The organism is Stutzerimonas kunmingensis, assembly GCF_002929225.1.
GTDB lineage: Bacteria > Pseudomonadota > Gammaproteobacteria > Pseudomonadales > Pseudomonadaceae > Stutzerimonas.
This window is the reverse complement of record NZ_PISM01000004.1, coordinates 657130-682664: the sequence shown is the minus strand read 5'-3', so window position 1 is coordinate 682664 and position 25535 is coordinate 657130. Positions and strand designations below refer to the sequence as shown.

The window sequence follows — 25535 nt, the reverse complement described above, 5'->3', positions numbered from 1 at the left end:
GTTCGCCGTGCATTAACATCCCGCAGGGTTGGCCTGAACTGGCCAGGCAGGAATAATGCACCCCTTTGCTTTCCGGAGATCTACCCCGCCATGTGGTTTCGTAACCTGCTCGTTTACCGTCTCACCCAGAACGTCGCTCTAGATGCCGAGACACTCGAAGCTGCACTGGCCGCCAAACCTGCCCGCCCCTGCGCCAGCCAGGAGCTGAGCACCTACGGCTTCGTCGCCCCTTTTGGTAAGGGTGAAGACGCCCCCCTGGTGCACGTCAGCCAGGGTTTCCTGCTGATCGCCACGCGCAAGGAAGAACGCATTCTTCCGGGCAGCGTCGTCAAGGATGCCCTGAAGGAAAAGGTCGACGAGATCGAAGCCGAGCAGATGCGCAAGGTCTACAAGAAGGAGCGCGACCAGATAAAAGACGAGATCATCCAGGCCTTTCTGCCGCGCGCCTTCATCCGCAAATCCGGCACCTTCGCCGCAATCGACGCCGAGCGCGGGCTGATCCTGGTGAACTCGGCCAGCCCGAAGAAGGCCGAGGACCTGCTGTCGACCCTGCGTGAAGCGATCGGCTCGCTGCCGGTGCGCCCGCTGACCGTGAAGATTGCGCCAAGCGCCACCCTGACCGATTGGGTCAAGACGCAGAAGTCCGCAGACGATTTCTTCGTGCTCGACGAATGTGAGCTGCGCGATACCCACGAGGACGGCGGCGTGGTGCGCTGCAAGCGCCAGGACCTGACCAGCGACGAGATCCAGCAGCATATGGAAGCCGGCAAGCAGGTCACCCAGCTGTCGCTGGCCTGGCAGGACAAGCTGTCCTTCGTGCTGGACGACAAGTTGATCATCAAGCGCCTGCGCTTCGAGGAACTGCTGCAGGACCAGGCCGAGCAGGACGGTGGTGAAGACGCCCTTGCCCAGCAGGACGCCAGTTTCCTGCTGATGATGATGACCTTCCGCGAGTTCCTGCCTGCGCTGTTCGAGGCGTTCGGTGGCGAAGAAGTCCCCCAGGGCCTCTGACACCCGCCCGGGGCGCTGATCGGCGCCCCGCTCCCCTCAACGCACCTTCAGCTGCAACGCCAGCGCCCCGCCCAATCGCTCCCCCAGCGACCAGATCAGAAAACGCTCGATGAACTCCGGCGCATCGACGAACAGCGCCCCGCAGACCAGCACGCTGAGCAACGAAACAGTCAGAAAAAGCTGCGGTATCGAGAGCTTCAGCAGCACCAGCAGGACAATTGCGATGATCGCCGACGCGACCATGAACAGCGCATTGAGAATATTGTTCGCTGCCACCACTCGCGAGCGCTCGTGAACCACACTGCGTGACTGGATCAGGGCATACAGCGGGACGATGTACAGCCCACCGAAAATCCCCAGCCCGAGGATATCCATCAGTACCCACCAGGCAGAAGGCTCGCCGAGCAGCGCAAGCCAGTCGACCGTACCCACAGGCTCCACGTGGCCGCTCGCATGCCACCACAGCAGCACTCCGCAAAGGCTCAGGCCAATGGCTCCGAACGGGACCAGGCCGATCTCCACGTGATGCCGCGACAGCCGCTCGCAAAGCAGCGATCCCAGCGCGATGCCGATCGAAAACAGCGTCAGGATCAACGTCACCACGCTTTCATCGCCACCGAGATAGTCCTTGGCAAACGCCGGGATCTGCGTCAGGTAAGTCGCACCGAGAAACCAGAACCAGGAATTGCCCAGCATGGCCCGGGACACCGCCCGCTGCTGACCGAGCCCCAGCCGCAGAATGCGCCATGACTGACGCAACACGCGCCAATCCATATGCAGGGTCGGCAGCGCTGCCGTACCGGCTGGAATGGCCAGACTGGCGAGATAACCGACGAGCGCGATCAGCACCACGCTGATCGCCACCAGCTCGGCGTAGCCCTCACTCGCCATCAACACACCCGCACCGATGGTGCCCCCGAGAATCGCCAGGAACGTTCCCATCTCCACCAGCGCATTGCCTCCCACCAGCTCATCCTCGGCGAGCTGCTGCGGCAGGATCGAGTACTTGACCGGACCAAACAGCGCCGACTGGGTGCCCATGCAGAACAGCACCGCAAGCAATACCGGCAGGTTGCCGAGCAGCATGCCGAGCGCCCCGACAAGCATGATCAGGATCTCGGCGAACTTGATTCGGCGAATCAGCCAGGCCTTCTCGAAGCGCTCGCCGAACTGGCCACCCAGCGCGGAGAACAGAAAGAACGGCAGGATGAACAGCAGCGCACAAAGATTGATCAGCAGACTCTTGTCGGCGCCAGTGCCGATCTTGAACAGAATCGCCAGGATCAACGCCTGCTTGAACACGTTGTCGTTGAATGCACCGAGCAGCTGCGTGCAGAAAAAAGGCAGGAAGCGACGCTTGCCGAGCAGGCGAAACTGCGAATGCGTGGTCGCCGGCCCGCCAGCTGGCACACGCCTTGTCGAGCTAGCCCCGGTCGATTCCTGATTCATATCGGCAACTGCCCGAAAGCCCAGCGCAGCAGAAAGAAGCTCAGCAGTCCGCCGGCGATAGTCGCCAGCAGGTTGCGGCTAAACGCGGCTATGAGGATCGCCAACAGCCCCGCTAGCAGATAGGCATTGTCCGGGCGCAACGCCCACTGCCCTTCCGGCATCAGCATTCCCGGCACCACGATGGCAGTCAGTACCGCCACCGGCACGTAATGCAGCCCCTGCTCGATAGCGCGGGGAAAGCGCAGGTTGGGCCAGGCGAAAAAGCTGTAGCGGATCACGAAGGTGATCGCCAGCATGCCGAAGATCAGCAACCAGGTCGTCATAGCGCCCCCTGCATGCGCGCAGCCGCTTCGGCGCGACGTTCGAGCCAGACGCCGACGACGATGCCGGCCATGGCGGCGGCGATCAGTCCGAGCTTGTAAGGCAGCTCCCAGGTCAGCAAGGCCACCGCGCCAGCCACCAGCGCCGAGGCCACCTGCGGGCGCGTCCGCATCATCGGCACCGCGATGCCGATGAAGGTGGCGATCATGGCGAAGTCCAGCCCCCAGCTGGCGATATCCGGAACCGCCTGACCGAAGGCGACACCCACCAGTGTCGACAGCTGCCAGTTGATGTACATGGTCAGCGCAGCGCCGAGAAAGAACCAATGCTTGTACGGCGACTCATCGTCGCGGGCATAGCGGTTCTGCACCACGGCGAAGGCCTCGTCCGTGAGCCAGAACGCCAGAGGGGCGCGCCAGCGGCCCGGCAGATGACGAACGAATGGCTGCAGCGCGGCGCTGTACAAGGCATGCCGCAGATTGACCACGAAGGTGGTCAGCAGTACCACGGCTGCGCCTACGCCACCGGTTATCAGCGTGATCGCGATGAACTGTGCGGAACCGGCGAAGACCAGCGAAGACATGCCCATGGTCTGCCAGGGCGTCAATCCGGCGCCGACGGCCAGCGTGCCGAAGATGACGCCGAACGGAATCGCACCGAGGATCAACGGCAGAATGTCACGGCATCCGTGAACGAACTCTTGCGAGCGGGACATTGGAACTCCTGTAGCCAATTTCGCACCGAACCTTGCGTTGCCTATCGACCTCGTAGCGAAAGGCGTGGGGGGCGGACAGATCGACGCAAGACATGCGGCAAAGCACCGCACGATAACCGAACTGAGACGCCCAGGCGATGCGTCGCAGAGCAGTCAGTCGGCCGCGAGCCGCTGCTTGAGCTGCGGCCAGTCACGGTCGGTGATGCTGTACAGCACGGTATCGTCCAGACGACCGGCTGCCAGTCGCCGATGGTTACGCAGCAATCCTTCGCGTAGGGCACCTAGCTTTTCGATGGCCCGCTGCGAGCGGAGGTTACTGGCGGCAGTCTTCAGCTGCAGGCGAACCAACTGCCATTCTTCGAATGCGTGACGCAGCAGCAGGTACTTGATTGAGGCATTCAGCCCGGTGCCATGCTCCGCCTGATCCAGCCAGGTCCAGCCCAATTCGGCCGCCGGCAGGCTCAGGTTGAAGTCGGCGAAGCGCGTGGTGCCGACCAGCTGCTCGGCCATGCGCACACTGAAGACAACCGCGCGCCCCTCGCGCTGTTCCGCCAGCGCATGGCGGTACCAGTCCGGCCGTAGCGGCCCGGCCATATATGTCAGCTCGGCGCGGTTCCGCTCTGCCAGGGCAACCAGCTCCGGGATATCCGCTTCCATCAGCGGCTCCAGGCGCAGCGCCCCGCGTTGCAGGGTTACCGGATGGGGGCTGAGCATGACATTCTCCTGTTATTGCGTTCGGGCAAATCGGCGGTTACCAGACAGTAACCCATGGCGCAGGAAACGCCGTACTTCGCGGACGACCGGCGATATTGCTGGCGGGCCCGCGCTAGACGCATGCGACCTTGGTCGCAACCCTGCACACGGGGTGACCATTGCTGCGAAACTTCGCGAACTCAGCATATTAACGAGTCGCCAGGGCTGATTGAATTCGGCACCGTTACCGGCCCGCCGAGGCCTGCCTGGCACTCACCTTTCGTTTTCTGGAGTTTGCATGACGCTGTCAGGCGGGCTGATCGCCGCGGTCGCCCTCGTCTATATGGCCATTCTGTTCGCCATCGCTTTCTACGGCGACCGCAACAGCGCTTCCATGTCGCCGCGCCTGCGGCCTTGGGTCTATAGCCTTTCACTGGCGGTGTACTGCACCAGCTGGACCTTTTTCGGTGCCGTTGGCCAATCCGCCGAGCAGCTCTGGGCGTTCCTGCCGATCTATCTGGGCCCGATCCTGCTGATGCTGTTCGCACCGCATGTGATCCAGAAGATGATCATGATCAGCAAGCAGGAGAACATCACCTCCATTGCCGACTTCATCGCCGCCCGCTATGGCAAGTCGCAGCTGCTCGCGGTGGTCGTCACGCTGATCTGCCTGGTTGGCGTACTGCCGTACATCGCGCTGCAGCTCAAAGGCATCGTACTCGGCGTCAACCTGCTAAGCGGCATCAACATCGAGGCAGCCGGCACCGGCACGCGCGACACCGCGCTGATCGTCTCGATCGTGCTGGCGCTGTTCACCATCCTCTTCGGCACGCGCAACCTCGATGTGACCGAGCATCACCGCGGCATGGTCCTGGCAATCGCTTTCGAATCGCTGATCAAGCTGCTGGCATTCCTGGCGGTGGGCGCCTTCGTCACCTTCGGCCTGTTCGACGGCTTCGGCGATCTGTTCAATCAGGCCTATGACTCGCCGGACCTTGCCGGATTCTGGAGCGAAGGTGTCAACTGGTCAGCCATGCTGGTCCAGACCACCGTCGCGATGATGGCGATCGTCTGTCTGCCGCGGCAGTTTCACGTTTCTGTGGTGGAAAACATCGAGCCGCGAGACTTCCGTATGGCCCGCTGGGTGTTTCCGCTCTATCTGGTACTCGCCGCGGTATTCGTGATCCCGATCGCGCTGGCGGGGCAGATGCTGTTGCCCGCCGGCGTAACGCCGGACTCTTTCGTCATCAGCCTGCCGTTGGCCGAACTGCATCCCTGGCTCGCCCTGCTCGCCTTCATCGGCGGCGCCTCGGCGGCAACCGGCATGGTAATCGTCGCCAGCGTCGCACTGTCGACCATGGTTTCCAACGACATGCTGCTGCCCTGGCTGCTGCGCCGCCAGGAAACCGAGCGCCCATTCGAGGCGTTCCGTCACTGGATGCTCTCGGTACGTCGCATCAGCATCGTCGTGATCCTGCTGCTCGCCTATGTCAGCTACCGCCTGCTCGGCTCCACGGCATCGCTGGCTACAATCGGCCAGATCGCCTTCGCCGCCATCACTCAGCTGGCCCCGGCGATGGTTGGTGCGCTGTATTGGAAGCAGGCCAACCGTCGCGGCGTGTTCGCCGGCCTGACCGCCGGCGCGGCAATCTGGTTCTATACGCTGATTGTTCCTCTGCTGGGCTGGCCGCTGGAAATGTTCCCGGGCCTGAGCTGGATGTACAACGGCGGCCTCGGTTTCGGCCTCAGCGGACTGACCCTGGGCGTGACCCTGTCGCTGATCGGTAACGCAACGCTGTTCTTCTGGGTATCCATCCTCACCCAGACTCATGTGGCGGAGCACTGGCAGGCCAGCCGTTTCATCGGTCAGGAGATCGCCTCCCCGACCGGTGCCCGCCGTCTGCTCGCCGTACGCGTCGAAGACCTGCTGGTCCTGGCATCCCGCTTCGTCGGCGCCGAGCGCGCCGAGCAGAGTTTCCAGCGCTTTGCCCGTCGCCACGGCCAGGACTTCTCGCCCAAGCTGCAGGCCGATGGTCAGTGGATCGCCCATACCGAACGCCTGCTGGCGGGCGTGCTCGGCGCGTCGTCCACCCGTGCGGTGGTTAAGGCAGCGCTGGAAGGCCGCGACATGCAGGTCGACGACGTGGTGCGCATCGTCGGCGAAGCGTCGGAGGTGCTGCAGTTCAACCGCGCACTGCTGCAAGGCGCGATCGAGAACATCACCCAGGGCATCAGCGTGGTCGATCAGTCGCTGCGCCTGGTGGCATGGAACCATCGCTATCTCGAACTCTTCGAGTACCCGGACGGGCTGGTCTACATCGGCCGCCCGATCGCCGACATCATCCGCTACAACGCCGAACGCGGACTATGCGGTCCCGGTGATCCCGACACCCACGTGGCCAAGCGCCTGTACTGGATGCGCCAAGGTCGCGCGCATACGTCCGAGCGGCTGTTCCCCAACGGCCGCGTCGTGGAGCTGATCGGCAACCCGATGCCGGGCGGCGGCTTCGTCATGAGCTTCAGTGACATCACCGCCTACCGCGAAGCCGAACGCGCCTTGAAAGATGCCAACGAAGGTCTCGAACAGCGCGTCAGCGAGCGGACCCAGGAACTGTCGCAGCTCAACCAGGCGCTGATCGAAGCCAAGAGCACCGCGGAAGCGGCCAACCAGTCGAAGACCCGCTTCCTCGCCGCCGTCAGCCACGACCTGATGCAGCCGCTCAACGCCGCACGGCTGTTCTCCGCCGCACTGTCGCATCAGCAGAGCGCGCTGCCCAGCGAGGCCCAGGAACTGGTGCAGCATCTCGACAGTTCGCTGCGTTCGGCTGAAGACCTGATCACCGACCTGTTGGATATCTCGCGCCTGGAAAGCGGTCGGGTGACTCCGGATCGCAACCCCTTCCCGCTCGCCACGCTGTTCGACACGCTGGGCACGGAGTTCACCGCCCTGGCCCGCGAACAGGGGGTCAACTTCCGCGTGCACGGCAGCAAGCTGCGCGTCGACAGTGACATCCGCCTGCTCCGTCGCGTGCTGCAGAACTTCCTCACCAATGCCTTCCGTTACGCCAAGGGCCGCGTGGTACTCGGCGTGCGCCGGCAAGGCGCATCACTGCGGCTCGAAGTCTGGGACCGCGGCCCGGGCATCCCGCATGACAAGCTGAAGGTGATCTTCGAGGAGTTCAAACGCCTGGACAGCCACCAGACCCGCGCGGAGAAAGGTCTGGGCCTGGGCCTGGCCATCGCCGACGGTCTCTGCCACGTACTCGAACACCCGCTGGAAGTGCGCTCCTGGCCGGGCAAGGGCAGCGTGTTCAGCGTCACCGTGCCGGTCGCCCGTGCATTGAGCCAGCCGCGCCCGGCAGCCAAGCGTGGCGAGCCGCAGCACACCGCGTTGACCGGCACTCAGGTGCTTTGCATCGATAACGAGGACAGCATTCTGGTCGGCATGAACAGCCTGCTCACCCGCTGGGGTTGCCAGGTATGGACCGCCAGCAACCGCGCCGAATGCGAAGCGCTGCTGGCCGAGGACATTCGCCCGCAACTGGTACTGGTCGACTACCACCTCGACGAGGGCCAGACCGGCACCGAGCTGATGGCCTGGTTGCGCACTCGGCTGGGCGAGCCGGTGCCCGGCGTGGTGATCAGTGCCGATGGCCGCCCGGAACTGGTGGCGGCGATTCACGCAAGCGGCCTGGATTTCCTCGCCAAGCCGGTCAAGCCTGCGGCGTTGCGCGCCCTGATGAGCCGGCACCTGACGCTTCAGTAAACAGGCGACCTCGGCCAGCGGGTGAAACAATCGCGGCCGAGGCCGGTTACACTGCTGGCAATTTGCACACTTGGCGGCAAGGTGGCCGATGACGCTCGAGCTTTTTCTCAACCTCGCCACGGCGCTTGCCGTCGGGCTACTGATCGGCACCGAACGTAGCTGGAGCGGCAGAGACGGCCCCGGCCAGGAGCTGGTCGCCGGGGTCCGCACCTTCGGCCTGTCGGGCCTGTTCGGCGGGCTCGCGGCGGTTAGCGTCAGCCATCTCGGCGGCTCTGCCTGGGTGGCCATGTTCGCCATGCTCGCGCTGCTGGTCATTGCCGGCTATCTGATCGATGCGCGTCGCAGCGGCGACCATGGCATGACCACCGAGGTCGCCATGCTGCTGACCTTTGTTCTCGGCAGCCTGGCGGTCGCGGAGAGCCGGCAGCTCGCCGCCGCATGCGCCATCGTCGTGGCGCTGCTGCTGAGCCTGAAAGCCCCGCTGCATCAGGCGCTGAAGCGGCTCAGCGAGGCGGAACTGGGCGGCGCGCTGAAGATGCTGTTCATCTCCGTGGTGCTGCTGCCCACGCTGCCGAACCAGGGCTATGGCCCCTGGCAGGCACTTAATCCCTACACGACCTGGATGATGGTGGTACTGATCGCCGGAATCGGTTTCGCCGCATACGTGGCGATCCGTATCCTCGGCCCTCGTCACGGCCTCTTCGTCACGGCGCTGCTTGGCGGCATCGTCTCCTCCACTGCGATGACCATCACGCTGGCGCGGCTGAATGCGCCGAAGCTGCGTGCCGCGCTCGCAGCCGGCCTGCTGGCGACGTCGGCGCTCATGTTTCCTCGCGTTCTACTGGAGGTGGGGCTGGTCAATCCGGCGCTGCTTCCCGGCCTGATCCTGCCTCTGGCGTGCGCCGGCGCCATCTATACAGCAGGTGCAATCTTCTATTACCTGCTGGCAGCCAAAACGCCCACAGACACTGCCGAGCCCCTGCTGAAGAACCCGTTCGAGCTGGGACCAGCGCTACGCTTCGCCGCCTTGCTGGTGTTGATCCTGCTGCTGGTCGAGGGTGCACGGCGCTGGCTGGGCGATGCCGGCATCTACATGGTGTCGCTGGTCGCAGGTCTGACCGATGTGGATGCGATCACCCTCTCGCTGGCCAACAATGCCCGCGACGGGCTCAGCCATGAGGTCGCGTCGCGCGGCATCGTATTCGCCGCGCTGAGCAACAGCCTGGTCAAGGCCATGCTGATCGCCTTCATCGGTGGCCGTGAACTGGCTATCCGTACCCTGCCGATCATGTTCGCCGGGCTGCTGACTGCGCTCGCCGTGCTGCTGTTGCGTTAGCGCCGCGATCTAGTCGCCCGCCTCGCTGAGTTCCTCGGCACCGGCACGCTCCAGCCAGTCGCCCGGCAAGCGCTTGCTGGCCCGTGCACCGAGCGACTTCAATTGCTCGGCCCGACCAACAAGGTTGCCGCGACCATCGCTAAGCTTGTTGCGCGCCGCCAGGTAAGCACGATCCACCTGCTGCAATCGGCTGCCGATCTCATCGAGATCCTGGATGAAGGCGACGAACTTGTCGTAAAGCCCGCCGGCTTTCTCGGCGATCTCCCGGGCGTTCTGGCTTTGCCGCTCCTGCCGCCAGAGGCTGTCGATGACCCGCAGGGTGGCGAGCAAGGTCGTCGGACTGACGATCACGATGTGCCGCCCATAGGCTTCCTGGAACAGATCGGGATCTGCCTGCAGCGCGGCCGCGAAAGCCGCCTCGATTGGCACGAACAGCAGCACGAAGTCGAGGCTCTGCAAGCCATCGAGGCGCTGGTAGTCCTTCAGCGAGAGCCCCTTGAGGTGGCTGCGCAGCGATTGCACATGCTGCTTGAGCGCCAGCGCCCGGCTGCCTTCATCCTCGGCGCAGGTCAGCGCCTGATAGGCGGTCAGACTGACTTTGGCATCAACCACGACCTGTTTGTCGCCGGGCAGATGGATCAGCACATCCGGCTGAAAACGCTCACCGTCCGGGCTCTTCAGGCTGACCTGCGTATGGTACTCGCGGCCCTTCTCCAGCCCGGCGTGCTCCAGCACCTTTTCCAGCACCAGCTCGCCCCAGTTGCCCTGTGTCTTCTGCCCTTGCAGCGCACGGGTCAGGTTGGTCGCTTCATCACCAAGGCGTTGGTTCAGCTGCTGCAGGCGCTCCAGCTCGCGAGCCAGGGAGAAGCGCTCGCGCGCTTCGTTCTGGTAGCTCTCCTCGACTCGCTTCTCGAACGACTGGATGCGTTCCTTCAACGGTTCGAGCAGCTGTCCCAGGCGCTCATGGCTGGACTCGCTGAAACGCTGCTCACGCTCGTCGAAGATCTTGCCGGCCAGCTCGGCGAACTGTGCCCGCAGGTCGTCACGCGCTGCCTGCAGGTCTGCCAGCCTTTGCTGATGGGCGTTGTGCTGTTCGCGCAGTTCGGCTTCGAGTGCGGCATGGGTCGCGCTCAACCGGCGCAGTTCACCTTGCTGGGCGTCGCGCTCGGCTTGCAGGTCGGCAATGGTTTCATCATGGCCGTCACGCTGCGTGCGCAACAGTTCGGCCTCGCGGCGCAGCGCAGCCAGCTCGGCCTGCTGCGCTGATTTGATACTACTCAACTCGGCCAGCTCGATCCGACAGCCCTCCAGCTGCGCCGTCAGCCCCTCCTGCGCCAGGGTGGCCTGTCGGAGCCGCTCATCGAGCAACGCCTGTTCGGACTCGCTGGCGGACAGGCGGCGCTGCAGATAAAGGCTCAGCCCAGCCAGGGCAGCCAGGCCGAGCGCCAGACCGATCAATAGATGAAGAGGATCAAAGGACATGAAGGGCTCCGGCAAAAGTGCCGGGCAGTATAGCGAGCCGCAGGTGGGTGGTCAGGCGGGTGTCGTCAGCCCTTGATCCGCTGAAGGAAGCTCGCAGCCTCCTGGGAACCCTGTGCGGCGGCTTGCTCGAGCCACAGGCGCGCCTTGGCAGGTTCGCTGTGGTCGGGCTGGCAATAAAGGCGCCCCAGCTCCAGCTGTGCCTGGCAGTCGCCTGCACGGGCCGCCTGACGCAGCAGCTCGAAACCGATACGGCGGTCGCGCTGACCATCGCACTCGCAGCACAGCAGACGCCCCAGACGACTCTGCGCTTCCACCACGCCCTCACGCGCCGGCTGCTTGAGCAGGCGCCCTGCAATCCGTTTGACACCCTGATTTCTGCCCAGGTGCTGGCTATCGAGCAACCACAGCGCCATGCGCAGCGGCAACCGTGCCGTAGGGGCGGTAGTGGCGAAGGAAGCGGAGGAGGCTGTACGCGTTCTCATGCACATCTGGGGGCTGGATGAATAAGGTCGCGCACTCTACTCCTTTTTTCCGAGAGTTAAAGTCTTGTCAAAAGCGAAAAAATTAGATCCGGATCACACCAAAAATTAATCCACAGAAGCTGTGGATAAGTCAGTGGACAAACAGAAGACAAATCTATGAATGCCACGTCTCATGGGGCTGCGCTTAAACTGACGTTTTTTTCGCCAATGAAAAAAGTTCTTATTTTTCAATTGGTTATTAACGATCTATGAGTTCAGGCGATTTGCGACAGTTTGTCATAAGGCCTTGACAGGCGTGCTGCGCAAATGTGCACAAGTTCAGCGCACCAGGCGCGAAGCGGCTTGCCACAAGGGTTGCAGCGGCACAAGAGCGAACTTTCAGACAAGGCTGTTGTCGTCCTGCGCACCTTGCCGGAGCACGGTAGCTACGCTTGTTCTGCGGCTATGCTGTACGCCTCGCATTCTGGAACTGGAAATGACGAAACCGTCGAGAATACTGCGCTGGCTGCTGGCTGGCCTGCTGCTACTGCTGCTGCTTGCCGGCGGTTTCGCCTGGTATCAATGGACAGCGTTCAAGCGCGAACAAGGCATCGTCGAACTCGACTGGCAGGGGCTGCGTGTCTCTTTCAGAAGCATATCGATCCGCCAGCTTGACTATGCACAGCTGACCGGGAACGGCCTCAACCTGACCGTCCGGGCTGAAAATATCGCGCTGCAAGTTCCCAGCATTTTTCAGCCATTTCCACCACAATCGCTTCAAATAGATCGTCTCAGCACGACCCTACTCTCGCTACCGCATGCCGGGAACGAGAGCTCGCCTCCGCGCGACGCCGAGCAATATGCACGCTGGGTGGCGTGGCTGCCGGAGCGAATGACCATAGCTGATCTGAGGATGGACCTCCCCTGCGCGAAGGGTCAGTGCGACGAACGGGGTAGCCTGTGGCTGGAACACGCCGGCGAAACACTGCTGCCTGTCGATGCCCGGCTGGACCTGCGCCGCAACGAACACCGTGTTTCGCTGATCGTCAGTGCACAGGGACCAGACCCCATGCACAGCCTGATCGAAGCCAGACTGCTGATCGACGAGCAGTCGCGCCTGGAAGGCCGTAACCGGTTCAACCTCCTCGGCAACACCCTGCGATCCGATGGCACCCTTGCCATGGGCAGCTTGCCGGAAGCGCCCTGGCTGTTGAGCTGGCTAAGCGATTGGACCGGCTACGAACCTACCCCGCTGCCAGACATGCCAGCTGACATGCGGCTTGGCGCAGGTTGGGCGCTTAGCGTGCCTCGCTCGACAGACGGCACGCTCGAATGGCGCCGTGCCGGCGGGGATCTGCGTCTCTCCGGCCACTTGCCGGCGCCGTGGCCGATCATCGGGCTTGGCGAGGTGCAAGGCGATATCGACCTCGCGACTAATGGACAGGATGGCCAGTGGCTGCCTACCGAGATGAAAGCCAATGTCCAGCTACGCCCCGAACCGGCGCTCGTCGCCGAACTTCCCGAGAATCTGCGACCTGAGCGGCTGGACATCCAGATCGAGCCCTTGGATGCCGAAACCGATCAAGACAAACTGCCGCTACAGGTCAAGCTGGACGCCCAAGGCGCCACACCGGCGACCCTGCAGGCACGGGTGCGACTGAATACTGCACCGCCATATGTACTGCAGATCGAGCAGGCGCAACTGCAACTGCGCAGTAGCAAGCTGAAGCTGGATGCACTTTCGCTAGGAGGTCTGGAGGCCACGCTGGACTTCTCCGGTCGTGCGAACCTCGAGCAGATCGATGTACAGCTGCATAAAAGCTCACGGGCCACCCTCACCGACCTGACCAGCGGAGAACTCACTGCCCGCCAACTGCAGGCCCTGCTCTCCCAACCGCTCAGCCTGCATCTCGACCGCCGCAACTCAGAGCCGCCTAGCTGGCGCGTACAGGGGCCGCTGGACCTGCGCGTCAGCCGACTGGATCACCCACGACTGATCTCCCAGGGCTGGCACTGGAGCGGGCACCTGGAAGCTGATGCCACAAAACTGGCAGCGACCGGCCCATTGAGCAACGATGTCGGGCTGACACTGGCAGCAAACCTGAACAAGCGCTGGAACGGCCCACTACAGGCAAGCGGCAAGCTACAGGAGATCTTTCTGCGCGCCGGCAACCCGCTTGCCCGCAGCTTCACAGCCTGGCCGGAGATGCTCGAACTGAACAGCGGGCGCCTGCTGGCTGATGGCACGCTTTCTGTGCCAGCTGGCAGCACACCGCCATCCGCCAGGCTCACGCTGGAGGCCCGCGGACTGGCCGGCATCATCGACCGCGCCGAGATATCCGGGCTCGACGCAAGAATCGCTGCAAGCCTCGAGCGCAACCGCCTGGAGCTGGATATAACCGAGCTGCGCCTCGCTCAGCTCAATCCCGGATTCACTTTTGGCCCGCTGCTGCTGCGCGGAAACTACCGCACCGATCTCGATCATCCAGTGCAAGGCCAACTGCGCTGGGCAACCGCGGAAACCCAAATCTTCGGCGGCAGGTTCTGGCTCGCCCCCGCCACGCTCGACCTGGCTGCACCGCAGCAACAATTAAGCGCCAAGCTGCAAGGACTGCAACTGAGCGACATGCTCGCCGCCTACCCTACCGAAGGGCTCGATGGCAGCGGCCTGATTGATGGCAGCTTCGACATTCGCCGCAGCGTACTCGGGTTCAGCGTCGACCAGGGCGAGCTGGCCGCGCGCGCACCCGGCGGTGTACTGCGCTTTCGTTCGCCGAAGATAGAAGCCCTTGGTCAGTCGAACCCGGCCATGAAGATCGTCACCGAAGCCCTGCACGATTTTCATTATGATCGGCTGAGCAGTGACGTCCGCTATGATGAGAGCGGCAAACTGAACCTCGCGCTGCGCCTGAACGGCCGCAATCCAGCCCTGGAAGGAGGCCGCCCGATCAATTTTTCGATCAATCTGGAAGAGGACATTCCGGCGCTGCTGACCAGCTTGCAACTGAGCGACCGGGTAAGCGAAACAATTCAACGACGGGTGCAGGAACATCTTCAACGCCTTCAATGAGGCCTTGCAGCCACTAGCCGACACAGGAGAGACCGCCATGCGGTTGCGCCAATCGCTGACCATTCTGCTGCTGGCCGTGCTCGCCGGCGCCTGTACGCCGCGGGTGGAACTGGCCGTACCGAACGAGCCGATCAACATCAACCTGAACGTAAAGATCGAGCATGAGATTTACATCCGGGTGGACAAGCAGCTCGACTCGATCATTAACGAAGACAGCGGACTGTTCTGAGGACGACGATGAAAACCTATCTGAAATTGGCAAGCCTGCTGTTGGCACTCATGATCGCTCTGCCAGCGGCAGCCATGACGCTCAACGAAGCCATGTCCGCCCTGGGTGACGCCAAGGCCAGCGGCTTGCTTGGCGAGAAGCCCGACGGCTATCTCGGCGTGGTGCGGTCCAGCCAGAACGCCGAGGACATCGCAAGCCAGATCAATCAGGCGCGCCGAGCCGAGTACCACCGCGTCGCCAAGCAAAACGGCATCAGCGTCAGCGACGTGGAAGCCATCGCCGGCAAGAAAGCCATCGAGAAGACGCCCTCGGGCCAGATCATTCAGCTCAACGGCAACTGGGTTCGCAAGTAACCAACGATGATGGCCGGGTCTGCCGGCCATCGCTCTTCGCGGCAGCGCCTACAGCAGCGTCAGAGCGTGTGCCCGGATCACCAGGCTCTCCTGCCGAAACCGGCGCTCCAGCTCGGCGCGATAATCGGCCCACCAGCCCCTGTCCAGATCATTGGCCATGACTTCGTAGACCACCGACTCGTCATGAACCGCGTTGTCGCCCTCTTCCAGCCAATAGCCACTCGCCGGGGCTCGCGAATAGGTGGTCAGGCCACCGAAACGCTCGATGAGCTCATCACGCACAGCACGGAAAGACGACTTCGGCAGCGCCTGCTGATCGTTGTCGTAAAGCGGTAGCAGCAACTGAATCAGGTACATGTCGGAGCTCCAGAAATGTTGCTCGACATATGACCGGTGCGGCACTAGATAGATGCCGCGAGCCGGTGAACTCAGAACAAGCCGAGCTGCCCATCGACGAGCGACGCGAAGTCATCTCCCACGAAGGGCAGAATCGCATCCGCCACGGGCTGCAGTTGCCGCGTTACATAGTGGTCGTAGTCGACGGCCGATGACCGTGTTTCCAGCGGCTCGGGCCCGGCGACCGTCATCAGGTAGCTGATCCAGCCACCGTTCTGATACTGCCGAGGCCGCCCCTGACGGTCGTTGTAGTCATCCGCCAAACGCGCCGCACGCACATGGGGTGGCACATTGCGCTGGTAGTCATCGAGCCTGCGGCGCAAGCGCTTGCGATAGATCAGCAGCTCATCCAGCTCACCGGCCAGCGTGCGCCGTACGTAGTCGCGCACGTACTCCCCGTGCGGCTGGCGGTGGAAGATGCGTTGGTAGAGCTCCTGCTGAAAGCGTTGGGCCAATGGCGACCAGTCGGTACGCACGGTTTCCAATCCCTTGAAGACCATACCGTCGCTGCCATCGGGCCGGGTGATCAGTCCGGCATAACGCTTTTTGCTGCCCTCCTCCGCACCACGAATGGTCGGCATCAAAAAGCGCCGGAAATGGGTTTCGTATTGCAGCTCCAGCGCACTACCCAGCCCGTACTCGGACTGCAGATACATTCGCCACCAATCATTGATGTGCTGTACCAGCTGACGGCCGATCAGCGCCGCCTCGTCATCCGAATGCGCTTTGCGCAGCCAGACAAACGTGGAATCGGTATCGCCATAGATGACGGCATGCCCCTGCGCCTCGATCAGCTCCCGTGTGCGCCGCATGATCTCGTGACCGCGCAGGGTGATGGACGAGGCCAGGCGCGTATCGAAGAAACGGCAGCCACTGGAACCGAGCACGCCGTAGAAGGCATTCATGATGATTTTCAGCGCCTGCGACAACGGCTTGTTGTGCTCGCGTTTCGCCGTTTCGCGCCCCTCCCAGACGCGCTCCACGATTGCCGGCAGACAGTGCCTAGTCCGCGAGAAGCGCGCACCGCGGAAGCCGGGAATCGACTGTTCGTCATCCGGCTGGCGCAGCCCGTCGATCAACCCCACCGGGTCGATGAGAAAGGTTCGTATGATCGACGGATAGAGGCTCTTGTAATCGAGCACCAGTACTGATTCGTAAAGCCCCGGCTGCGAATTCATCACGAAGCCACCCGGGCTGGCCTCCGGCTGCCGCTCGCCAAGATTCGGCGCGACGAAGCCCTGGCGATGCATCAGCGGCAGGTACAGATGCTCGAAGGCCGCGACCGAACCACCACTGCGATCGGCAGCCAGCCCGGTTACCGTGGCGCGCTCGAGAAGGAAGGTCAGCAGTTCAGTGCGGGCGAAGATGCGTGTTACCAGCTCGCAATCCTTGAGGTTGTAGCGCGCCAGAGCCGGTTTGTCCTCGGCGAACATGCGATCGATTTCCGCCATGCGCTGGTAGGGATTGTCGATGGCCTTGCCTTCACCCAGAAGGGTCTGGGCGACGTTCTCCAGGCTAAAGGAGGGGAAGCTCCACGTAGCCGAGCGAAGCGCCTCGATGCCATCAATGATCAAGCGCCCGGCGGCCGCGGCGAAATAATGATTGCCGCGACCGCCGTGCTCGCGCCACTCCATCTCCGCACCACCGCGCCCCAGACGCAACGGCACTTGCAGGCGCTGCGAATGATCGCGCAGCACGCGCAGATCAAACTGCACCAGATTCCAGCCGATGATCGCATCCGGGTCATGCTCGGCAAACCAGTCGTTGAGCCGCTCGAGCAACTCGCGTCGGCTATCGCAATACTGCAGAGAAAAATCGACGGTCGTGCCCTGCCCGTTTTCCGGCCCGAGCATGTAGACCTGACGCTGGCCACAGCCCTCCAAGGCAATCGAATAGAGCTCGCCGCGGGCGGTAGTTTCAATATCCAGCGAAACCAGTCTTAGCTTCGGCCGGTAGTCAGGCGCCGGTTTGAGCTGCGCATCGATCGACGCACCGTCACCGCCAGACGCATCTGAAAAGGACACCGGCGCGGTGATGAAACGCTCCATCAGGTAGCGCTCGGGCGGACGGATATCGGACTCATAGACGTCCACCCGGGCCTCACGCAGCAACCGCGCGCAATCCAGCAAGCGACGGTACGAACGGCTGTACAACCCCATCACTGGCCGATGGCGGAAGTCGCACAAGGCCAGCGATCGCAATTCCACATCGCGCTCGCGACGTAGCAGCGCTTCAGCAAGAGGACGCTGCTCTTCGGGGATAAAAGCGACGGAATCTTGATGCGGGACACGTAGCTGCCGTGCGCCAGCGTCGGTGGCCAGCCAGAAACTGACCTCCGTACCCTCCGGCGCATCCCGCCAGTGCCGGGTCAGGATAAAGCCCCGCCGTAGCTGCGACATCACCCTCCCCTCGCTTCGCACAACACTGTGATGGCCATGCAGCAGACTGCACCTGCCGTTGAAGCGTAGCCATCATCAGACAAACCCGGCCGCCGCATACCGAGGGCACAAAAAGCAAAAACCCCCGGACTCTGTCGAGTTCAGGGGCTTAGGCTATATGTAATGGCGGAGAGATAGGGATTTGAACGCTGCCATCTACACGCCTGCACCGCTCCACGCTCCTCTACAGCCCAATGAATACGCCACCTCATGGTTTTGGACGGTTTGGAGCGGCCTGGATTTTGCCCCCACTTTTGCCCCCAAAATCCACGGGGCAATCAACGCATGAACTGATCTCTAGGGGGATGTTCAGCACCCTCTCCATCCAGGCTGGGCGCGAATTTCGGCAACCGCGTAGAATAGACACAGACTATCAGTAAAGGCTTCTGCCCGTTCCACCTGAGCCTTCAGTTACTATCGGTTACCCTTCGCTTCTTGTGCAGCCAGGCGTACCGAACGGAGTCAATGCTCTGCAACTGGCTGATCACAGAATCACGTTTCTCAAATGACATACGTCCCATCAACGACCCAATTTCCGACTCGATGCTGCCTGGCTTAGCTACTCGCTCCTCTGCCTTTGAATACCACTGGTGGCCCGATACGATTTGGCCTATCCCGATATTGAATGCGCCTAGAAGGGTGCAGGGTCGAAAGCTATCCGGCGAAAGCCGATGTGCCTCGCTCGCCAACTGAAATGCCTCGTTGTAGCGATCCAGATCGCGCATCACACCACCGTGGGTGGTACGAACCGCTGACTTCAGCTTGACCTGCTTGAGGGCAACATCGTTGATGTTGACGAGAAGATTATGGGTCTTCTGCGAGGCCTGGCATTTGCAGTATTGCTTCGGCACGAAGGCGCTTATCGGCGTTGATGACGAGCCCGGCCTGTTGCGCAGCGTGGTCGGGACGGCAGCCAACGTTGCAGACGTTACTCAAATCGACAAACTGCTACACGGCAAGGAACATTTCTGGGGCTGACGCGGGTTACACCGGCGTAAAGAAGCGCCCGGAACATGAAGACCGTGAGGTGATCTGGCAGATCGCGGCCCGGCGTAGGGAAAATGACCGGCGCGAGGTGCTCGCGCCGGTTAAAAACCCGGAAAGAGCGGATGATTTGATCGTTTTTTAGCCGAATCGCCGTTCTGAAATCGGCAAGGGCTGAAGTCAGCCAGAAATACATGACTACTTCAGGCCAAGATATGAAATTGTTTTTACACACTATGGGCCAGAAGCGGGCATTTAAGCATCAGCCTTTGACTCGAAGGTCAAGGTGGCGACAGACAAGAATCGGTTGTGGTTCAACTAATCGAAGCAACAGACTAGTTACTTTGTCTAGATATAAGGGAAGCCTCCACCGTTAGGTTGACTATGTATTCTTCACGCGTTCGAAAATTGCTCCAACTCCATCGCGACTTTGAACGATCATTCGATCCGTTGCGTTCATCTTATCATCTACGGAACTGGCACTTTCCCCAATCTGGGGAGTCAAGATCAAGTGTGCTTCAGATACTGGTGGGGCGTTATCAGACAACAGGTTCTCAAACGCCTCCTCAAGAACATCAAGTCTACAGAACGGCTGCATTGACCACGCCCCTTGGCTTCCCAGATCTATGACCCTTCTAACGCCTGGGAACACGGCACCACGGTTATCGATATCTATGGCGCTGTGGCGGGCCCAGCTCAATTGGGCTCTAGCCTGGCCCACCGGCCCGCCAACGAAATGGGCTGCTATCGCATTCAGTCCTAGAAAATAGAACGCATTAATAAAATTAATTTGCTGGACGGATTTAATCGCGTTGATAGTAGCGCTAGGCAACGTAGTAATCAACGTGCCAGGAGAAGAAGCAGCGCTCGGAAACCGCCCATAAGCCGTTACCAAGCCAATCCCGTGAGGATGGGCCAACGATGTAGCGATAATACGACCTTCGGTAGCTGTACCACCAGCTCTTAGCTTGGCCAGCCTGTTTGAGTAGATTTGACGTTTCCATTCATTTTTTGCAATCGACCTGACGTCCTTCATCGACCGAGAAGATCCTTTAGCGTCGACTAGGCAAACATCACGGGATGAAGCAAAGACGAAATCAGGAGTCGGTACATTTGACTTGGGCGCACAAGACCCTTTCGATTTTTTTGATGTCGGGCTTTTGGCTATAGCAGACGGTGAGGTGCAGTCTTCCCAATGACCAGTCCATGCGTATCCCAACCTCTGCATTTCCAGGTAAGCCAACGAGGCTCCGATCGTGCCTTTTATACTTGATCCAACAAAGTCTTTGGTGTGATCAAAGTTATGATGAAGAAAGATGTTGGTTGAAGACATCCGAGCCGAGCCGGAAAAAATTGGAGTAAGGTAACAGAGAGCAGCTGATCCCAATCCGAGCCCAGCTAATTGCCCCCGCAAGCCTAGCTTTTTTCCAAGTATAGAAGCGCGAGTCGACGCATAAATAAAGTGTAGTGGGTGAACGGAAAGCGGTAGGCCCTTTGGAACGATGGGCTTTTCCCAAATTGCGTTCGTAAGGACTCGCTTTAGTCTATGAAGTTCGTAAAGTGGAATTTCCTTAAACCCATAGAACCACATTGGGCACCTCCATTTTTTCAAACGAGATGTTGTAATGAGCCCGAGCAGAGATGACATCGTAGAGCCACTGTGAGCTAAACGAATAGAGAGCGTCCAGCAGCTTAAGTAAGCAACTCGTCTGCAAACCCAACGCAGTTCGTTTATCGCATGGAAGGCGAGGTTGGCCTTAACTGGTTCAGAGTCGGTAATCATCGCGACACTAATGCAAAGCCCTACTTCACTTATGAACCGAAACTTTGCCAGACATAATCAGTACAGCAACATGGTCGGGAGTTTCGGTTAAAGCTATAGAGCAGCTCAGAATATTAAATTGTAGATACTCCTGGTATGGACTACATAGTAAATTACTGAAACAGCCAACATTAAGAACACTAAAACCCCTATTGCTTTAATGGCTGCCTTTTGCCAACACAATCTAGACTTTATCGATAAAAAGCTCGAAGTGTAAATGGAAGCATCGTTTAAAAACTTACGCTCGAATACTAATTCCTGCCTCTCCACCTCCGACTTTATTGTATCCAATGTCGAGTTTTGATTTACAAGAAACCCAACCAGCAATACACAAAAAACTATCACTCCGAGAAATATTATTGAGTTAGTAGCAAACTGACCGTTAAGGGAGTTTGTTACTTTGAGCTGACTCAATGCGATAAATGTGGCTATTGGGATACCTAAGACCTGAGCCTGTATATCAGTTAAAGCTTGGTGTATCTTGGTTATGGCCTCTATTTTAAAGGAATTTACCTCAGCTAATGCTTTTTCGTAACTGTGATCAGCAACAAAAAGCTCATAACTGGTTTGTATACGCTTATACAGCCCAGCGACGCTATCAACCAAATATGCAAAACGCTTCTGCTCTGGAATAGCTCCAAGTATGCTCAAGAGATTCTCGCTCAGCATTTTTAGCTTTTGATCTCTGTGTAAAGGATCTAAAACAAAGCGCTCTAAATTTTCAAAGCTTTGGACATCTAGTCGCCTGATTACCTCTTCATCATAGTTTAGAGGAACAACGAATCGCCCATCTTTATAAAAGATCATTTCCTCTTTCATCTCATCCAAATAGTGAGCCGATTGAGACAGAAGCGCTACAAACCTAAGAAGCTGCCGATATCTGCTTACGACAGGCGGTGCAGTGCCCGCTGAGCCGGAATAGAAAGATGATTCGATTAGATAAAAATTTTTCCGCTCCTTGACTTTAGCACCCGGAGCCTTTAAGTAAGTAGCAAAATCCGTTGCCAGAATCCCAAGCCCTAAACGCGGTTGTTCTACATTCAGAGTAAAAACATCACCAATGTTTATAGCGTTATAATCGCCATATATTACGGTCAATCCAGACTCATCGGCGTTGCCTTCATCTAGCGCTAACTCTAGGGAGCGCAGAATCAGCTCGTTTGTAACTACTAATTCATATGTATTCCCATGCTTGTTCTGCATCGAAATATAAATTGGTAACAGATCAGTAAACTTAATCCTCTTCGCCATCTTGGTTCACTTCGGCCCTGAGCCGCGCAAGCAATTCATCTGGTAAATTATTAATCGTAAGGCTATCTGTTTTAGGATCGAACTTAATCTCATTATCAGAGAGCGCAGCTCTATCGAAAACTATACGCCAATTCTTGGTATTTCCGCTAAATTTTACAAGTCCTCGTAGTGACCTTTTATCTGGAACGAACCCATCAGATATATCCAACCCAGACTTTTCAAAAGAGTCAGCTAGCAGTAGAGGATTGTCTGGCCATACCTCGTTTGCAAAAGGCTCCAATTCAAATTCTAAATCTTTTTCAGCGTAACGTTTACATACAGCATAGGCGTTTTGAAATAGATCTTCACGCTGAGCATCTGTCATGCTCAGCTCGACTGCGAAATTCTCTAGCGCGGTGCTCAGCTTTTGTGTTTCAAGGATGGCAGCAACTGAATTGTTACAACCCAAAAATAGCTTAAAAAATTCAGAAACTTTATCTTGCCCGCGCCCCTTGATAAAGCTCAGGTACTTATCGTTTCCGCCTTGCCAAGCAGTAATATTTACGCGTCCCGCCAGACGAAATCCTTTGATATCTAAGTGCAGTGCATCGACGACATCTTTCGCCTTGTTCAATGCAGTGCCTAATTCATCGCTCAAAATAGCAACAATCAGATACTCAGATTGGTCTACAGTGCGTTTGAAGTGTGAGAAAAATACATGCCCTCCCGTGGAGGCGGTTCCCTGCATCGACTTTTTAAGCGTTTCTGCCATTTGGTAGGTAGTTGCTACAAAGTCTGACTCATGTTTGACGCAATACGCCTCTAAAAATTTAGACACGGGATAGTTATCTTGATCCTCCTCGAATCTCCCATGCGACTTTCCTGTTTTCCCGGCGTATATCTTGGCAAGTTGGTCGATAAGTCTTTGAACGGTATCTCCAACTTCCAGCACCTCTTTTCGATCATCCAGAATGAAGCCTTCACTCGTCCTATTAAGGCTATGGACAATGACGTTCTCGATCTGATTTTCAATATCTTTAGGCGCAGCTTGTCCGTCCGGCATATAAATACTCGCTATCTAATATTGGCAATATGTCGCGCGATAAATGCGCATAATCTGGTTCACTGACGCGACGGGATATTCGAGTAATTCATATACGATGATATGGATCTTGATGGCCAACCGCTAACGAAAATCGCTTGCCATAATGACATTGGCTTACCTGCTCAACGCAATTCCCAAGGGAACAGACTATGCCAGCCTTCTGGCATCAGCGACAACCGCCTCCAGCCAAACCAGGCCGAGATCGAAGCGCTTTTCTATTCCCCGCCTGGTGTATGCGTTGCTGCGAGTGTTCATCAATGCTTCGCCCCCAAGTCAAGATGATGCTACGCCCCAGCGGAACAGCTGCACTATCATGTGGAGTATTGAGTCTGGGTCTCCCAAAGTAGTTTTTTTGACCTAGACGGCCTCTACCTGCCGAGTATCGTTCTTTTTGCGCAAACCTAACGTGGCTCATGCTTCGTCTAAGCAAATAGCAGACAGCAGCAAGCAGCAAGCAGCTCACGCTCGTATTTCGACGGCTCAAAATCTATCGAGCACCAGCGAGCGCGAGCTTTGGCCGTGAGCTGCCTTGGTAATGATTGGGTTCAGCCGAAAGCAGCCGCACAGAGATTATGGGAGCAGGCTCGCAAACAGAAAGCCAAGCAGTGCCTGGCTTTTCATCATCGAGGACGCTCCCTTATTGCAGCCATCCTTCCACCTTCTCAGCTCCGTACTGCTCTTTCCAAACCTTCAGCACTTTGTGGTTGCCGCCCTTTGTCTCAACCACCTCGCCGGTTTCTGCGTTCTTGTACACCTTAACTTTGCGTTGCCGACGTTGGCGGGATGCAGCCGGAGCCGTAATAGGCGTGATCCCGTGCGCTTGCGGATCTAGCATAGAAGTAATGCCTCTCAGGTTGACACCGTACTCAGCCATGAGCCCACGAAGTTTTTCCTCAAACTCGATTTCGCGCTTCAGTTCACCGTCGTTCTTCAGCGCGTCTAGCTGTTTGAGTTGGGCAGCGAGTTCAGCTTCAAGGGCTTTAAATTCAGCAAGTTTGGACATGGATATGCCTTTGTGGAGGGAGCGCAGGTTTCATTGTGGCATCACTTTCCGCGGTATCCTAGCGGGGACAGCGCTAGCGGGTGGCTGGATCATGCGGTGTCTGAATGGCTAATGAGCGATGAATGGATAAACGATTGCGAGCGTACTCGCGCGGGTGGCATTTCGAAGCGGTGGACGCTCCAGACGAGGGTGCCACTCGGCACGGGCTCCCGTATTCGGCAGGCTTTGCTACATCGAACGCCGCCACCGCCGTTTTTGCTGGTGCGGCTGCCTTTAAAGTCAGTGCCTTACGGGATCGCTCATGATCAGGACGGTTGCGCTGGACAGCGCTGCCAGCTTCGACGCGTAATAACCTTCCGCACATGGCAACTATCTGTCTCGGTGTATCTGTTCCTAATGGAAGAAATTCTTTGGGCATGCATTCCGGAAAATGCCAATATGCATAAACCCAATTTCAATTAGCGGCGCGCGATATGGCACTAATTATTAATGCGGTATTAGTCTGGACGCCTCTAATCTAGGGCGTGCCATGGGCATATAACATATGCAACATGCCCATCACAGTAACTCCCCACGTGAACGCTATGATGTTTGCTGCCGCGACCCAGACGTTGACCGAGCCTCTACGCTCGGCTTCAATGGATTTTTGATTCCGAACCAAAAAGGACTCGATTTTTGTTAATCTGTTAGAGATATCACTCAAATTCAGACCTGACGCTCGCCCGCTCCACCGTTCAACCCTATCAATCTGAGAAGCCAGACTCTCTACCACTTCGATGAGCCCTGGCGCACCAACAACCCCGTTAATCATTACTTCCAGATGATCTAGCTTATCGGCAGAGCTATTCAGTACTTCTAGCTTCTGAATTAGTTCATCCGCATGCATAAAAAGAAGCCTTATTTGGTTTTCATGCCTTGACAGCGGCCTATCTCTATAATTTTGCATTACACACCTCCGATCAGCGCGTTAAAAGCTTCGTCCAATTGCACAGATGTATTAATAGCTTTTTTGGCAACGTTTAGCTTTTTCATAGCAAACGCAAACTTTGCCGGATCATGCGCAACGCGTCTTAGGTCACCCTTCAACTCCTTCAAATCGTCACATGCCATAGCGCACGCATCATTTAGGGGCAAGCTTAGATCAGCTAAATCCTCATAAATATCGTTCTCAAATACCATGCACTCCGGATTTGCGATAAAGCATTCCAACTCAGCCGCCAGATGTAGTAGCTCAGGAAATTCATCTTCAACGCTGCGTTTCACTCGGTTAAATACAACTCTAATCTTATCTTTTTCTACCCCCATTGCCTCAAGCATACGAGCTGTCAAGACTGACTCAGCCTGCTCTTTAGCGCCCGGCACAACAGGTATTACGAACAAATCAACCTCATCATAACCCTCGCTAAATGAAGACAAGCCTTCAAAAAATGCTTCGGCATTTGAAGCACCGACATCTACGACAATATCATCGTGCAGCACCAACTCCATATATATTCTCTTGAAATCCTCGCCGCGTATTTTCTCTGAAGCACCAACGAGTTCTTTGGTGTCTTGATTGATTGACTCCACAATCAATAACTTGGCGTTTTTCATGCGAGGCACAAGCATGTGCGCAGACAACGTTGACTTACCCAGATTACCACTAATACCCGCCACTACTATTTTCATGCA

Annotated in this window: 21 protein-coding genes and 1 pseudogene; 7 read left to right on the top strand and 15 right to left on the bottom strand. The window is 58.3% G+C overall.

All coding sequences use genetic code 11. The features are described 5' to 3' along the window. Window positions 1-90: 90 nt before the first annotated feature. Window positions 91-1011 (top strand): recombination-associated protein RdgC, encoded by a 921-nt coding sequence (gene rdgC / locus CW305_RS04265; protein WP_003300724.1) that lies wholly within the window; start codon window positions 91-93, stop codon window positions 1009-1011. Between the two features lie 36 nt (window positions 1012-1047). On the opposite strand, the gene CW305_RS04260 is transcribed toward rdgC, so the two are convergent. The 4 genes from CW305_RS04260 to CW305_RS04245 all read right to left on the bottom strand — a co-directional run bounded on the left by CW305_RS04260 (window position 1048) and on the right by CW305_RS04245 (window position 4210). Continuing rightward, entirely contained in the window at window positions 1048-2460 is a 1413-nt protein-coding gene (locus tag CW305_RS04260) for an MFS transporter (RefSeq protein WP_104097180.1), read from the bottom strand. Then, entirely contained in the window at window positions 2457-2783 is a 327-nt protein-coding gene (locus tag CW305_RS04255) for an AzlD domain-containing protein (RefSeq protein ID WP_014821006.1), read from the bottom strand. The genes CW305_RS04260 and CW305_RS04255 overlap by 4 nt, the downstream gene beginning before the upstream one ends. Then, window positions 2780-3496, bottom strand: a complete 717-nt coding sequence (locus tag CW305_RS04250; protein ID WP_014821007.1) for an AzlC family ABC transporter permease — start codon at window positions 3494-3496, stop codon at window positions 2780-2782. Before CW305_RS04250 ends, CW305_RS04255 begins: the two co-directional genes overlap by 4 nt. A gap of 153 nt (window positions 3497-3649) precedes the next feature. After that, a complete protein-coding gene (locus CW305_RS04245; RefSeq protein WP_104097179.1) occupies window positions 3650-4210 on the bottom strand; it encodes a GNAT family N-acetyltransferase in 561 nt (186 codons plus the stop codon). A gap of 277 nt (window positions 4211-4487) precedes the next feature. On the opposite strand from CW305_RS04245, the gene CW305_RS04240 reads away from it, so the two are divergent. Both CW305_RS04240 and CW305_RS04235 read left to right on the top strand, forming a co-directional pair. Next, window positions 4488-7955: a hybrid sensor histidine kinase/response regulator gene (locus tag CW305_RS04240; RefSeq protein ID WP_104097178.1), complete on the top strand. Its 3468-nt coding sequence runs from the start codon at window positions 4488-4490 to the stop codon at window positions 7953-7955. 88 nt (window positions 7956-8043) lie between these two features. After that, on the top strand, window positions 8044-9291 hold the full coding sequence (locus CW305_RS04235; RefSeq protein ID WP_023446240.1) for an MgtC/SapB family protein: 1248 nt from the start codon (window positions 8044-8046) through the stop codon (window positions 9289-9291). 9 nt (window positions 9292-9300) lie between these two features. Here the strand turns inward: CW305_RS04235 and CW305_RS04230 are convergent, their stop codons facing one another. After that, window positions 9301-10773 (bottom strand): DNA recombination protein RmuC, encoded by a 1473-nt coding sequence (locus CW305_RS04230; RefSeq protein ID WP_104097177.1) that lies wholly within the window; start codon window positions 10771-10773, stop codon window positions 9301-9303. 65 nt (window positions 10774-10838) lie between these two features. Next, complete coding sequence (locus tag CW305_RS04225; RefSeq protein ID WP_014821012.1) at window positions 10839-11186, bottom strand: tetratricopeptide repeat protein; 348 nt, start codon at window positions 11184-11186, stop codon at window positions 10839-10841. Between the two features lie 544 nt (window positions 11187-11730). On the opposite strand from CW305_RS04225, the gene CW305_RS04220 reads away from it, so the two are divergent. The 3 genes from CW305_RS04220 to CW305_RS04210 are packed head-to-tail and all read left to right on the top strand — an operon-like array spanning window position 11731 to window position 14886. Beyond that, the gene (locus CW305_RS04220; protein ID WP_104097176.1) at window positions 11731-14304 is read left to right on the top strand and encodes an intermembrane phospholipid transport YdbH family protein; all 2574 of its coding nucleotides are present in this window, start codon (window positions 11731-11733) and stop codon (window positions 14302-14304) included. 37 nt (window positions 14305-14341) lie between these two features. Next, window positions 14342-14533, top strand: a complete 192-nt coding sequence (locus tag CW305_RS04215) for a YnbE family lipoprotein (RefSeq protein WP_104097175.1) — start codon at window positions 14342-14344, stop codon at window positions 14531-14533. An 8-nt stretch (window positions 14534-14541) separates the two neighbouring features. Next, the gene (locus CW305_RS04210) at window positions 14542-14886 is read left to right on the top strand and encodes a YdbL family probable chaperone protein (protein WP_014821015.1); all 345 of its coding nucleotides are present in this window, start codon (window positions 14542-14544) and stop codon (window positions 14884-14886) included. Between the two features lie 48 nt (window positions 14887-14934). Here CW305_RS04210 and CW305_RS04205 read toward each other — a convergent pair whose 3' ends face one another. The 3 genes from CW305_RS04205 to CW305_RS23360 all read right to left on the bottom strand — a co-directional run bounded on the left by CW305_RS04205 (window position 14935) and on the right by CW305_RS23360 (window position 18637). Next, window positions 14935-15243, bottom strand: a complete 309-nt coding sequence (locus CW305_RS04205) for a hypothetical protein (protein ID WP_014821016.1) — start codon at window positions 15241-15243, stop codon at window positions 14935-14937. A 71-nt stretch (window positions 15244-15314) separates the two neighbouring features. Then, a complete protein-coding gene (locus CW305_RS04200) occupies window positions 15315-17681 on the bottom strand; it encodes a DNA polymerase II (RefSeq protein WP_104097174.1) in 2367 nt (788 codons plus the stop codon). Window positions 17682-18127: 446 nt separating this feature from the next. Next, complete coding sequence (locus CW305_RS23360) at window positions 18128-18637, bottom strand: hypothetical protein (protein WP_181063861.1); 510 nt, start codon at window positions 18635-18637, stop codon at window positions 18128-18130. On the opposite strand from CW305_RS23360, the pseudogene CW305_RS04190 reads away from it, so the two are divergent. Next, window positions 18555-18813: pseudogene (locus CW305_RS04190) on the top strand (transposase); the annotation flags it as partial. The gene CW305_RS23360 and the pseudogene CW305_RS04190 overlap by 83 nt on opposite strands. 273 nt (window positions 18814-19086) lie before the next feature. Here CW305_RS04190 and CW305_RS23175 read toward each other — a convergent pair. The 6 genes from CW305_RS23175 to stbB form a co-directional block, all read right to left on the bottom strand. Then, window positions 19087-20295, bottom strand: a complete 1209-nt coding sequence (locus CW305_RS23175) for a hypothetical protein (RefSeq protein WP_146067136.1) — start codon at window positions 20293-20295, stop codon at window positions 19087-19089. A gap of 297 nt (window positions 20296-20592) precedes the next feature. Further along, entirely contained in the window at window positions 20593-21777 is a 1185-nt protein-coding gene (locus CW305_RS04180; protein ID WP_104097171.1) for a hypothetical protein, read from the bottom strand. Beyond that, window positions 21761-22819: a nucleoid-associated protein gene (locus tag CW305_RS04175; protein WP_104097170.1), complete on the bottom strand. Its 1059-nt coding sequence runs from the start codon at window positions 22817-22819 to the stop codon at window positions 21761-21763. The genes CW305_RS04180 and CW305_RS04175 overlap by 17 nt, the downstream gene beginning before the upstream one ends. Window positions 22820-23498: 679 nt before the next feature. After that, window positions 23499-23864, bottom strand: a complete 366-nt coding sequence (locus CW305_RS04170; RefSeq protein ID WP_104097169.1) for a histone-like nucleoid-structuring protein, MvaT/MvaU family — start codon at window positions 23862-23864, stop codon at window positions 23499-23501. 517 nt (window positions 23865-24381) lie between these two features. Then, window positions 24382-24810 carry a hypothetical protein gene (locus CW305_RS04165; RefSeq protein ID WP_104097168.1) on the bottom strand — a complete coding sequence of 143 codons (429 nt, stop codon included), beginning with the start codon at window positions 24808-24810 and terminating at the stop codon, window positions 24382-24384. Beyond that, window positions 24810-25532 carry a StbB family protein gene (stbB, locus tag CW305_RS04160; protein ID WP_104097167.1) on the bottom strand — a complete coding sequence of 241 codons (723 nt, stop codon included), beginning with the start codon at window positions 25530-25532 and terminating at the stop codon, window positions 24810-24812. The genes CW305_RS04165 and stbB overlap by 1 nt, the downstream gene beginning before the upstream one ends. Window positions 25533-25535: the final 3 nt, after the last annotated feature.